The following is a 13,297-nucleotide window of genomic DNA, read 5'->3' as shown; positions in this document are numbered from 1 at the left end:
TTTTTCAGCAATTAGTCTACTACCTCCGTTTCTGGTTCCACATCAACTCCATCACTGGTGTTGAAGGCCTGTTCCGAATCATCGCCAATAACGGTTTCCTTAAATGTTTTTTGCTCGGCCAACCATTTATTGAACTCTTCCTCGGTCTCCACTATAATTTTCATTTGCATGTTGTAGTGGGATTTTCCACATATTTTATTGCACAGCAATACGTAGTCAAACACCCATGGCTCAGAGTTCGGTTTTCCTTCGGCGGCCCATTCGGCGCGTATTGCATTGGTTCTTTTTACCTTGTCAACAACATCTGGATTAAGCCTTATCTCTTCGGTTGTTACGGTAGGAGTAAATGAAAATTGGGTGATCATCCCGGGCACGCAGTTCATCTGGGCCCTGAAATGTGGCATGTAGGCCGAGTGCAGTACGTCCTGGGAACGCATCATGAAGTTTACTTTTCTACCCACGGGCAAGTGCAGTTCCTTTACAATGATATCATCTTCCGCATTGGGGTCCGATTCGTCCAGTCCAAGCACATTGGCCTTGTCGATGTCGATCAACCGTACACTTGCATCCCCCAAAACATTGTCCTGTCCGCCATACCGTGCCGTCCAGTTGAACTGTTGGGCATAAAGCTCCACGATCAAAGGATCATCCTCATCGTTGATGTCCATGATATTGGTCCATGTGTAAAGCCCCCATAGAATCAATCCAGCAAGAACGATAACGGGAATGATGGTCCAGATAAACTCCAATCGATCGTTGTCGGCAAAAAACAATGCTTTTTTACCTTTTTCACCTCGGTATTTATATCCGAAATAGTGCAATAATGCCTGGGTGATGGTCTGCACAAAAAATATGATTGCAAAGGAAACCCACATGAGTTGGTCATATTCGCCACCATGGGCCGAAGATGCTTCTGGTAGTAACACCTTTGTGTACTTGGCAAAACTGAAGATGGTGATCCCATAAATGAAAATCAGGAACATAAAGAGCAGATAGCCGTTGTACTTGTTGTCGGAGTCGTTTGCTATCTCCGTATTCTCGGCTGTCTTCATCTGCGACAATTCAAAAATTTTGGTCATCTGCCAAATGGCGATCCCCACCAGAACTAAAACAGTCAATGTCAATAATGCAGTCATTGTATAGTTATCTAAGACTTAATCGTATTAATAATGAAATTGCCTACTTTCCTCTATAAAAGGATTCCGTTTAGGTTGCAAAGGTGCTTTGGTCAATGTATTGAAGACCCAATACACAAATAGTCCCCCAAAGAACAATATACCACCTATTTCAGGGATTCCAAAATACCACTGATCTCCCACGGTTGCCGGCATCACCATATTGAAAACATCCAAATAGTGCCCTAAAAGCAATACTATACCGGTCATTACCACAAACCAGTTCACCCGCTTGTAGTCGCTGTTCATCAAAAGCAACAATGGGAAAATGAAATTCATGGCAAACATGGTGAAGAAAGGTAATTTGTAATCCTGTAAACGGGCCACAAAATAGGTTACCTCCTCAGGAATGTTTGCATACCAAATCAACATAAACTGGGCAAACCACAGATAGGTCCAAAAAATACTTATTCCGAACATGAACTTGGCCAGATCATGGATATGGCTATCGTTCACATCTTCCAAATATCCTTTGGATTTCAGATAAATGGCAATCATGGCAATCACTGTGATCCCAGAAACGAACATACTGGCAAACACATACCAACCAAAGAGGGTACTGAACCAGTGAGGATCTAAGCTCATGATCCAGTCCCAGGACATCATCGACTCTGTTATCAGATAGAATACCAAAAATGCAGCCGACCATCTAAAATTCTTCACAAAATTTGAATTGTCGTCGGATTGGTCCTGTGCCAGTGATAGTTTTCTTGAGTACTCACGGTAAAAAATCCATCCGCCCAAGAAAATAGCAGCTCTTACCAAGAAGAACGTTGGATTTAAGTAGCCTGCTTTTCCCTGAAGCAATTTATCATGTGCCACGGTCTCGGCATCCATCCAAACGAACATATGGTTCATGTGCATGACGGAGAGGACCAAAATGACAAATACAATAATCCCACCAGGAACTATATATGCTGTAATTCCTTCCATCACACGGAACAATAGGGGTGACCAGCCCGCCTGGGCGGCACGTTGAACGGCATAAAAAGCCAAGACTCCCAAAGCTATCATAAAGAAAAAGAACGCAGCAACATAGAGGGCAGCCCAGGGTCTATTCTGTAATTGGTGCAGCAGGTGCTCGTCATGTGAGGCATCGTGACCTTCATCATGGGCTGTGGCACCATGGGCTTCCTGGCCTCCTTCTTCATGGCCGGCTTCTTCTGCATGACCTCCTCCATGGCCATCATCGTGAGAAGCTGCCACCATGGCCTTTGCTTCTTCCACCGTAGCAGGGGCAGAAACAAAACCGATTGCCAAGCAAATTAGCCCAAGGCCCATGGCAATGAAAGATCCTATTTTAAGTCTGTTTGAAAAGGTGTACATAGTTTACTCTTATCCAATTATTTTGTTAGGTCCTCCTTTAATTTCATCACATATTCGGAGACTTGCCACATTTCTTCTTCGCTGGCGAACTGGGCGGCATACGATCCCATGGAATTAAGTCCATGATAAATGGTATGGTATGTGGTACCCACTGAAATGTTTCTAGCGACATCAGCGTAGCTGGGAACACCCAATATTTTTTCTCTTTTCACCAAATTACCTTGCCCGTCTCCCTTGGTCCCATGACAAATGGCACAGTAGATATCGTACAGTTCCTTACCGACGGCCAAGTTTTCTTCCATGTTCAAGGAATCCAAAGGGCTTGGGTTCAGTCTGGCCAGTTCCTTTCCTTCGGGTGTGTTTTCAAATTCGTAGGGCATCCAACCTCTTGGTATGGTGTTTTCCGCAGGAAGCATCGCTGAGGTCCCATCGGGAAAGAGGCCATTGTCCACTCCTTGGTAAGTTTCATAACCAACAGATTCGTACATATTGGGCATGAACTGATAGTTGGGACTGTTCTTATCGGCACAAGAGGCCATGGCCAGCACCAAGATCAACGTTCCGCTTATTTTACCTAAATGCTTCATATTTTTAAGACTCCTTTTCAGTAACATTTATTTCCACAGCTCCAGTTTCCCACAACAGATCGGCCAACTCCTTTTCATTGTCATGCACGCCTATTTCCATCAAAAAATGGTCATCGGTGGTGCGTTTGTCCGGGTTTTCCGCTTTCTTGAATGGCCACATTCTACTTCTTAGGTAAAAAGTGATCACCATTAAGTGTGCCGCAAAGAAAACGGTCATCTCAAACATGATGGGAACAAATGCCGGCATATTTTCCATATAGCTAAAACTTGGCTTACCACCAATATCCTGGGGCCAATCATCAATCATGATGTAGTTCATCATAACAATGGCGACGGTTAGGCCCAAACAGCCATACATAAAGGATGTAATCGCGATACGGGTATGCTCCAACCCCATGGCCTTGTCCAGACCGTGAACTGGAAAGGGTGTATAGACTTCCTCTATATGATGGTGTGCTGCCCGTACCTTTTTTACGGCATGCATCAACACATCGTCATCGTTGTAAAGTGCCTGAATAACTTTTGACGCCATACTTATTTTTTATTGTTTAACAACCTGGCCTGACCCGCCCAATCGTCACGTTGTGCGCGACCGGGAAATCTTCCCGTGATGGAGTCCAACAGGTTATATTCCTTTTCTGTCATTCGACCTACCTGAGCGTAGGTAAAAATGCCTATTTCATTCAAGATGCGCTCCATTTCCGGACCAATCCCCTTGATTTTCTTCAAATCGTCCGCGGTTTCCGTGGTGGCATCAAAGGTGCCGATAGAGCCCAATAATTCGGATACGCCCACTTTATCATCAACAGTGGGTTTCACCTCTCCCATCAAAACATCATCGGTTATGGTTTCTTTTCTCGCTACACTCTTTTGCGATGGTTTTTGGTACAAAGGCTGTCCAGCGTCCCTTAATTTCTTATAGCGCTCCCCGGAGGATTTCAATATGGACTTAACCTCGGCCTGTGCAATAACTGGGAAAGTCCTTGAATACAAAAGGAAAAGCACAAAGAAGAAACCTATGGTTCCAATGAATATACCAATGTCCACGAAAGTGGGTGAGAACATGGTCCAGGAAGATGGTAAATAATCCCTGTGCAACGAGGTAACGATGATCACGAAACGCTCGAACCACATTCCTATGTTCACAACTATGGAAATGAAGAATGAGAACATGATACTGGTACGCAATTTTTTGAACCACATGAACTGTGGGGAGAACACGTTACAGGTCATCATGGACCAGTAAGCCCACCAATATGGACCTGTTGCCCGGTTCAAGAAGGCATATTGTTCGTACTCCACTCCAGAGTACCAAGCGATGAACAACTCTGTAATGTAGGCACATCCCACTATGGAGCCGGTGATCATGATCACTATGTTCATCAACTCAATATGTTGTACAGTAATATAGGCTTCAAGGTTGCAAACCTTTCTCATAATGATCAATAGGGTCTGCACCATGGCAAATCCGGAGAAAATCGCCCCGGCAACAAAGTATGGAGGGAATATGGTGGTGTGCCATCCAGGAATCACCGATGTGGCAAAGTCAAAGGATACAATGGTGTGAACGGAAAGTACAAGTGGCGTTGCCAAACCTGCCAAAACCAGTGAGACTTCCTCAAAACGTTGCCAATCTTTGGCCCTACCTGTCCAACCGAAACTCAACAGGCTGTATATTTTCTTTTGGAAGGGTTTTACGGCCCTATCGCGAATCATCGCAAAATCGGGCAACAAACCTGTCCACCAGAATACCAAGGAAACCGATAGATAGGTTGAAATCGCAAATACGTCCCAAAGCAGCGGGGAATTGAAATTCACCCAAAGCGAACCAAATTGGTTTGGTATGGGAAGTACCCAATAACCCAACCATGGACGTCCCATGTGAATGATGGGGAACAATCCCGCCTGGATTACCGAGAAGATGGTCATTGCCTCAGCCGAGCGGTTAATGGCCATTCTCCACTTCTGCCTGAACAGAAGCAATACCGCGGAAATTAGGGTTCCTGCGTGACCAATACCCACCCACCAAACGAAGTTAGTGATATCCCAGGCCCAGTTAACAGTTCGGTTAAGACCCCAAACCCCGATACCCGTGGAGATGGTATAAATGATACATCCTAGACCCCAAAGGAATGCGACCAAAGCTATGGTAAACACAATCCACCATTGCTTGTTCGCCTTTCCCTCAACCGGACGGGCAATATCCACAGATACGTCGTGGTATCCTTTGTCTCCAAGTACTAAGGGCTTTCGAATAGGTGCTTCGTAATGCGACGCCATAATTTATCTTCTAGTTACTTCTTTTTATTGATTAAGCTTCATCGGTGTTCCTGACCTTCACATGATAGAACACATTGGGTTTTGTACCCACGTGCTCCAACAAATGGTACATTCTATCATCTTCCTTCAACTTGGCCACCTTGCTTTCTTTATCGTTAATGTCCCCAAAGACCATTGCACCGCTGTTACATGCAGCCGAACATGCCGTTTGGAACTCACCATCTTTGATGGTTCTGCCTTCACGCTTGGCATCCAAAATGGTTTTTTGGGTCATTTGGATACACATGGAGCATTTTTCCATAACTCCTCTGGAGCGCACATTCACATCTGGGTTAAGTACCATTTTGCCCAAATCATTGTTCATGTTGAAATCGAACTCATCATTGTCATGGTACAGGAACCAATTGAACCTACGTACTTTGTACGGACAGTTGTTGGCACAATATCTTGTTCCCACACAACGGTTATAGGCCATGTGGTTTTGCCCCTGTCTGCTGTGCGAGGTTGCCGCAACGGGACAAACCGTTTCGCATGGTGCATGGTTACAGTGCTGGCACATTACAGGTTGGAATGCCACTTCGGGGTTTGCTGATGGATCTTCCATTTGGCGGAAGCCTCCCAACGAACCTTTTTCTCCCCAAAGGCCATCCAGATTCTCTTTCTTCTCATTGTCCTGCTCAAAGGTTTCCTCGGACGAGTAGTACCTGTCAATACGCAACCAGTGCATATCACGAGAGCGACGGATTTCTTCCTTACCTACCACGGGCACATTGTTTTCCGCATGGCATGCAATGACGCAGGCCCCACATCCGGTACAAGCATTCAAGTCTATGGATAGATTGAAATGGTGTCCGATGGAACGATCAAACTCTTCCCAAAGGTCCGCATCGGGGGAAGTAACCGGTATTTCCTGATGGTTCAAGGAAACATGTGGCATTGGATTCCATTCCTGATGGTCCTTGGTATTGAAGATCTCCAAGCTGGTCTCCTTGATGATATCCCCGCGGCCCATTAAGGTTTTATGCTGCTGCACACAGGCAAACTCATGTTCTCCATCAGCTTTTTCCACGGTAACCGATTGAACATCGGAAAAGTCTTTATATAAGGTATAGGCATTAACCCCAGTGGCCATTTCAGCCTTCATTCCTGCCTTTTTTCCATAGCCGAAGGACAATCCCACTGTTCCAGGTGCTTGTCCTGGCTGGATGATCACAGGAACCTGATCCAGTACTTTACCATCAACGGTTAATTTGGCGTAACTTCCATTGACACCGCCGTTGGCCACTGTGAAGTTTTCAAAGCCCCATTTTTCTGCATCCGCTTTGGAAACGGTAACATAGTTATCCCAAGAAACCCTTGAAATGGGATCTGGGAATTCTTGCAACCATGGGTTATTGGCTTGGCGGCCATCTCCCATACCCACTTTGGAATAGAGCACTAATTCGGTGTCCCCTCCAGTAGAGTTTACCAAAGAACGGATCGCGGAAGCAATGGGTACAATACTTTCTTCGGCCTGTTCGCCTTCATTTTCTTCCGATGAAACAACGGGTTGCCCTTCATCAGACATTATTTTTTCTTCAAAAACACCATCCTGAAGTGCTTTGTTCCAAGAAGCTTCATTTAGAATACCGGTTTCCCAATTTTCCTTGATGTACTCGTAGTATGTTTTTTCACTGCCCATCCAAGTCAATAAGGCGGTCTGAAACTGTTTTGTATCAAACAGCTCCCTTATCGCGGGCTGTATCAAGCTATATTGTCCTTTTTTGAACTGGGCGTCTCCCCAAGATTCAAGATAGTGCGACGCTGCACCAACATACTTGGAGGCCTGGGCGGTTTCGTCATTATTGAAGGCAAACGTCACAGAGACATCCACTTTTTCCAAGCCAGAAATAAATTCATCGGCATTTGGTAAGGTATACGCAGGATTGACTCCATCCATGATCAAGGCACCAACACGTCCCGCATTCATATCGGAAATCAATTTGGAAACCTTGGCAGCATCACCCTGACGGACATATCGTGGATTTTCAGCATCGAATGCCTCACTGGCCAATAGTTTATTGATGGCCAATACCACAGTTTGGGCATGGATATCGTTTAGTCCGGTGACGACAACAGCCTTGGAGCCTGCTCTTCTAATTTGGGCGGCAACCTTGTCCACAGCCTCATCAACATCGGAAGTTCCTCCACCAACATTACTGCCATTTAATTTGCCATACAATTTGGCAAGCGCAACTTTTTGTTGCGTAGGGGTCATAGGGTAGCGTTTGTCGGCATTGGCCCCTGTCAAGGACATATTGGATTCCAATTGTATATGCTTGGACATTTTTCCATTCGTTGGAACACGTCCTTTCGCATAGCCGCCATCAAAACCTCCGCCTTGCCAATCTCCCAAGAAATCCGCACCGAAGGATACGATCAAATCGGCCTTTTCAAAATGGTAGTCGGCCAAAGCACGTTCGCCATAAGCGGCGCTGAATGCATTTAGTGCCGCATCCTCGGATATGGCATCGTAAACCACATGGTTCACATTCTCACCATACATTGCCTTGAATTCTGCTATCAACTTATCCGTTGAAGGACTGGCATAAGTTTGTGTCAACAACACAATTTGTTGACTGCCTCCTTTTAAACTGTTCAGTTTTGCCCTTACCGTTGCATCAAGCACCTTCCATTCGATTGGCTCGCCGTTCGCAGAAGGACCTTGCAATCTTTTGCTATCGTATAGTGTCAATACGGATGCTTGCACACGGGCATTTGCCCCTCCGTTCACCTTGGCTTCGGTATTATTTTCAATCTTTATGGGCCTGCCTTCCCGGGTTTTAACCAAAATACTGGCAAAATCAAATCCATCTGCAATGGTGGTGGCATAATAGTTGGCCACTCCAGGCACAATCCGATCAGGCTGCACCACATAAGGAATAGATTTGTGCACGGGACCCTCACATGCGGCCACTGTGGCTGCGGCGGTACTGAAACCTACATATTTTAGGAAATCCCTCCTATTGGTAGATGAGTTTGAAAGTTTTTCCTTGTCTCCCAAAAACTCGTCCACAGGAATCTGCTCCGTAAACTCGTTCTGTCTTAGCGTCTCAACAATGGAATCGTTCGGGTTTAACTCCGCTTCGCTCTTCCAGTATTTCTTGTTTGATGCCATACGATATATCTGAGATTATCTTCTTTTTATTGTTAATAGTGACACTTGCCACATTCCAAACCTCCCATCATTGCAGCGGTCAACTTATCCACACCATACTTTTTGGAAAGTTCCTCATGGATGGCCTCATAATAGGCGTTGCCCTCCATTTGCACATTGGTTTCCCTGTGACAGTTTATACACCATCCCATGGTCAATGGGGCGTATTGGTACATAATCTCCATCTCCTCGACAGGGCCGTGACAGGTCTGGCATTCAATACCAGCAACCGATACGTGCTGCGAGTGGTTGAAATAGGCAAAATCGGGCAGGTTATGAATCCTTACCCATTCCACAGGCTGGGTTTCCCCGGTGTATCTTTGGTTCTCTTCATCCCAACCTACAGCCTTGTACAATTTCTTGATCTCTCCAGTATAGAACTCATTGGTGTAACCGTTGGCCAAATCCTCAGCACTTGGTCCTTCCGGATTTCCTTTATATTCATAGATAGATCTGTGGCAGTTCATACAGACATTGAGCGACGGAATCCCTGAATGTTTGGAAACCCTTGCGGAAGAGTGACAATATTTACATTCAATTTTATTGTCCCCGGCATGTATCTTGTGGGAATAGTGGATAGGCTGCACTGGCGCATACCCTTGATCCACCCCAATCTGCATCATCCAACCGTAAGCGAAATAGGCACTGGCCAACAACAAGAATATGGCACTTACCAAAACCAAAAATTGATTCTGTGCAAATGCTTTCCAAATGGGCACTCTTTTCTCGGCCTTTTCTTTTTCAAGAATCACGCCATTAGCCTCTGCAATGCGGCGTAAAGTTTTGTTCACCAAAATCAGCATCACCACCAACAGGCCAAAGATCAGTACCAAGGCCCCTAAAATAATCTCATTGGAAATACCGCCTGACGATGCGCTGCCCGATCCATCTGCAGGTGCAGCCGTGGTAACTGCAGGTGTAGGAGGTGGCGCGGCGGTATACGCCAAAATATCATCTATATCCTGATTGGAGAGCGTGGGAAACGCGGTCATGGCCGCTTGATTGTATTCCGCATATATCCGGTTCGCGTAAGCATCGCCAGATGCAATCATTCCTGCGCTATTCTTTATCCAGGCATACAGCCACTCCTTGTCCAAACCTTCATCCTCTGCCAAGCGAGTTTCCACATTGGCCAGGGCCGGTCCGGTCATTTTACGGTCCAACGCGTGACATGCCGCACAGTTCTGGTTGAACAGCTGTTTTCCCTTCACAGGGTCACCGCCCCCCGTATCGGCACTTTCCTCCGTAGCCACTACCTCAGCGGGAGCTGCTTCTTCTTGTGCATAAAATGAAATGGAAAAAAGTAAAAGAGAAAAACCTAAAACTTTAGAAAATAGATGGCGGTATAAAACCTTTTTCATATTCACGAAATTTCTATCGAAATCTTTGGCACGATAATTACTGTTGATACTGAGTATAATAGCTTTTAGCCTGACCAAAATTGGAGACAAAAGTACGACATAGACTCTTTTTTTGAAATGTTAAGGTATTTATAACATATAATTTATAATCGTTCTAAATAAAGAAGCCTTTCCTTGTTTAAACCAGAATAATTTACATTTGTATCAACACAGATTCTTATCGTAGTACTGCCTTATGAAAACCTTTGTATCTACAGCCTTTTTGATGTTTTTTATCCTCAGTGCCCATGCTCAGGAGGGTACGGTCAGCATTAAACAAGACGCCAAAATAGATAGGCTCTTGGAGCTATATTCCGAAGTGAATTCCAAGGAGAATTTCTATCAGATCCAGGTAGGTTTTGGAAGCTATCAAAAAGCCCAGAACCTAAAATCGCAAGTGGAGGTCGATTTCCCTGGATGGTACTCTAAAATTGAATTTGAATCACCGACCTATCGTGTCCGTTTGGGGAGATTCAAGACAAAATTGGAAGCGGAACGAAAGTATTTGGAAGTAAGGAAAAAATATCCCGATGCCATGCTGCTAAAACCTGAAAACAGTTCCCGATAAAAAAATCCCGCCGAAAGCGGGATTTTATTTTTTGATCTTATTTCCAAGTCTTACAACTTCTTCTTAACGGCAACTTCTTGGAAAGCCTCAACGATATCGCCTTCCCTGATATCATTATAATTTTTGACCTGAAGACCGCAATCGTATCCTTTGGACACTTCCTTGACATCGTCCTTGAATCGTTTTAGGGACGATAACTCTCCTGTAAAGATCACCACCCCGTCCCGAATGAGACGAATTTGTGAGTTTCTGAAGATCTTTCCACTGGTCACCATGCACCCGGCAATGGTTCCTATTTTGGAGATTTTGAACGTTTCCCTTATTTCCGCGTTTCCTGTGATCTCTTCCTTCATCACCGGGGACAGCATGCCTTCCATCGCATCCTTCAGATCATTGATGGCGTCGTAGATGATGGAATATGTCCTAATGTCGATTTCTTCCTTATCCGCCACCGCACGGGCATTGCCCATGGGTCGTACATTAAATCCTATGATTATGGCATCTGAGGCGGTGGCCAGAAGCACATCGGATTCTGTGATGGCACCCACCCCTTTATGGATGATGTTCACCTGAATCTCATCAGTGGATAGCTTCTGGAAGGAATCCGTCAAGGCTTCCACAGATCCATCCACATCTCCTTTTAATATGATGTTCAATTCCTTGAAATCTCCCAAGGCAATTCGTCGCCCAATCTCATCCAACGTAATGTGGCGTTGGGCCCTGACCGATTGCTCTCTTTGCAGTTGTGAACGCTTGGCCGCAATTTGTTTGGCTTCCCTTTCATCTTCCAATACATTGAACCTGTCCCCTGCCTGTGGGGCCCCATCCAATCCCAAAATGGAAATCGGGGTTGCCGGTCCGGCACTTTTAACGTTCTTGCCCCGTTCATCTTGCATGGCCTTCACCTTTCCACTGCATGTTCCGGCAAGCACATAATCGCCAATATGCAGCGTACCTCCCTGGACCAATACGGTGGAAACATATCCACGGCCCTTATCCAAAAAGGCTTCTACCACGGTACCCGTGGCCAAGCGATCTGGATTGGCCTTCAATTCCAATAATTCCGCTTCCAGCAATACTTTCTCCAAAAGTTCCTTGACACCTTGGCCTGTTTTGGCAGATATATCATGGGACTGGATTTTTCCGCCCCAATCTTCCACCAATAAGTTCATCGATGCAAGCCCTTCTTTTATTTTATCAGGATTCGCCGTGGGCTTATCCACTTTGTTGATCGCAAATACTATGGGTACACCAGCTGCTTGCGCGTGACTGATAGCCTCTTTGGTCTGCGGCATGATGTCATCATCCGCAGCGATTACTATGATAGCTATATCGGTTACCTGGGCTCCCCTGGCACGCATTGCCGTAAAGGCTTCGTGTCCCGGCGTATCCAAAAAGGTGATTCTTTGTCCACTTTCCAACGTAACGCCGTAGGCGCCAATGTGCTGTGTAATACCACCGCTCTCGCCGGCTATCACATTTTCTTCCCTTACATAATCCAACAACGAGGTTTTACCATGGTCCACATGCCCCATTACGGTAACTATGGGCGCCCTTGGCTTCAAATCCTCCGGGGCATCCACTTCTTCTTCTATGGACTCCTCTATTTCGGCGGTAACGAATTCAACCTCGTATCCAAATTCGTCGGCGACAATGGAAAGTGTCTCGGCATCCAGACGTTGGTTCATGGTCACCATGATACCCAATGACATACATGCGGATATTATCTGAGTAGTGGACACATCCATCATGGTTGACACCTCATTTACGGTAACAAACTCTGTAACCTTGAGGATTTTGCTTTCCAATTCCTGTTGCTCCAGGTCCTTTTCGGTCTGTTGACGGTGTTGGTCCCTTTTTTCCCTTCTATATTTGGCTCCCTTACCCTTGCCGGACTTACCTTGAAGTTTCTCCAATGTCTCGCGGACCTGCTTCTGTACTTCTTCCTCGGTGGGCTCCACTTTCGGAGCAGCGCTCCTTTGGCCTCTTCTTCCGGGCAGTTGTCCACCTTTATTGGGTCTTGCTCCGCCACCACCAGGCTGTGTATTTTTGCTAATAATCCGCTTTCTGCGCTTTTTCCTGTCAGCGGCATCATCCTTGGAAGAAGCCCCTGCCTTTTGGGAGTCTTCTTTTTTCTTTTTGGGCTTGTCGAATTTGGAAAGGTCTATTTTGTCCCCTGTTATTTTCGGACCACTAAGTTTTTGATACTGTGTCTGAATGGTTTCAGGTTCCTTGGGCTGCTCTGGCTGCACCTGTTTGGGTTCTGCCTCTGCCTTTTCCACTGTTTCCGTTTTGGCAACCTCTTCTTTTTTGGCCTCGGGAGCTGGCTCTTCCTCTAAATCTTTGGGCGGTTCCTCTACTTTTGGGGCCTCGGGTTTTTTGTCCAAATCGATTTTGCCCACTGTTTTTGGACCGGTGAGTTCCACCTTGGCCTTAATGACTTTATCTGCATTCCTTTTTTCCCTGGCAATCCTTCGCTCCTCCTGTTCCTGTTCCATCTGAATCCTAAGGGCCTCCTTTTCCTTCCTCTTTTCCTCTCCTACTTCTTTGGAAGCAACCTTCTTGCTCTTATCCGTTTGGAACTCATCCAACAGTACTTGATACACCGCTCCCGATATTTTTGTGGTAGGCCTGGCTTCTACATCATGGCCTTGTGCGGCCAAGTAGTCCACTGCCCTATCCAGGGAAATGTTCAATTCTCTGAGAACTTTATTAAGTCGTATTGTTGGGTCTCCTGCCATAAATTGTTTTTGCTTGCCCTAAAA

The 13,297-nt window shown here is 45.7% G+C and carries 9 protein-coding genes; 1 reads left to right on the top strand and 8 read right to left on the bottom strand.

The genetic code is table 11. The features are described 5' to 3' along the window. Positions 1-11 precede the first annotated feature (11 nt). Genes K7G75_RS05420 through K7G75_RS05390 form a run of 7 tightly spaced genes read right to left on the bottom strand, consistent with a single transcriptional unit; the run spans position 12 to position 9,925 of the window. Positions 12-1,136, bottom strand: coding sequence for a cytochrome c oxidase subunit II (locus tag K7G75_RS05420; protein WP_222983197.1), 1,125 nt, complete (start codon positions 1,134-1,136; stop codon positions 12-14). A 27-nt stretch (positions 1,137-1,163) separates the two neighbouring features. Beyond that, positions 1,164-2,501, bottom strand: a complete 1,338-nt coding sequence (locus K7G75_RS05415; RefSeq protein ID WP_222983196.1) for a quinol:cytochrome C oxidoreductase — start codon at positions 2,499-2,501, stop codon at positions 1,164-1,166. 17 nt (positions 2,502-2,518) lie between these two features. After that, positions 2,519-3,088: a c-type cytochrome gene (locus K7G75_RS05410; protein WP_222983195.1), complete on the bottom strand. Its 570-nt coding sequence runs from the start codon at positions 3,086-3,088 to the stop codon at positions 2,519-2,521. A gap of 4 nt (positions 3,089-3,092) precedes the next feature. Continuing rightward, the gene (locus tag K7G75_RS05405) at positions 3,093-3,620 is read right to left on the bottom strand and encodes a DUF3341 domain-containing protein (protein WP_222983194.1); all 528 of its coding nucleotides are present in this window, start codon (positions 3,618-3,620) and stop codon (positions 3,093-3,095) included. Between the two features lie 2 nt (positions 3,621-3,622). Beyond that, entirely contained in the window at positions 3,623-5,368 is a 1,746-nt protein-coding gene (nrfD, locus tag K7G75_RS05400) for an NrfD/PsrC family molybdoenzyme membrane anchor subunit (protein WP_222983193.1), read from the bottom strand. A gap of 31 nt (positions 5,369-5,399) precedes the next feature. Continuing rightward, positions 5,400-8,525, bottom strand: coding sequence for a TAT-variant-translocated molybdopterin oxidoreductase (locus K7G75_RS05395; RefSeq protein WP_222983192.1), 3,126 nt, complete (start codon positions 8,523-8,525; stop codon positions 5,400-5,402). Between the two features lie 32 nt (positions 8,526-8,557). Next, complete coding sequence (locus tag K7G75_RS05390) at positions 8,558-9,925, bottom strand: cytochrome c3 family protein (protein WP_222983191.1); 1,368 nt, start codon at positions 9,923-9,925, stop codon at positions 8,558-8,560. 235 nt (positions 9,926-10,160) lie between these two features. Here K7G75_RS05390 and K7G75_RS05385 point away from each other — a divergent pair, with 235 nt between their 5' ends. Beyond that, positions 10,161-10,532, top strand: coding sequence for an SPOR domain-containing protein (locus K7G75_RS05385; protein ID WP_222983190.1), 372 nt, complete (start codon positions 10,161-10,163; stop codon positions 10,530-10,532). A 50-nt stretch (positions 10,533-10,582) separates the two neighbouring features. Here the strand turns inward: K7G75_RS05385 and infB are convergent, their stop codons facing one another. Next, the gene (gene infB, locus K7G75_RS05380) at positions 10,583-13,273 is read right to left on the bottom strand and encodes a translation initiation factor IF-2 (RefSeq protein ID WP_222983189.1); all 2,691 of its coding nucleotides are present in this window, start codon (positions 13,271-13,273) and stop codon (positions 10,583-10,585) included. Positions 13,274-13,297: the final 24 nt, after the last annotated feature.

This window comes from Flagellimonas meishanensis, assembly GCF_019880545.1.
Lineage (GTDB): Bacteria > Bacteroidota > Bacteroidia > Flavobacteriales > Flavobacteriaceae > Flagellimonas > Flagellimonas meishanensis.
This window is presented reverse-complemented; position numbering and strand designations above follow the sequence as displayed.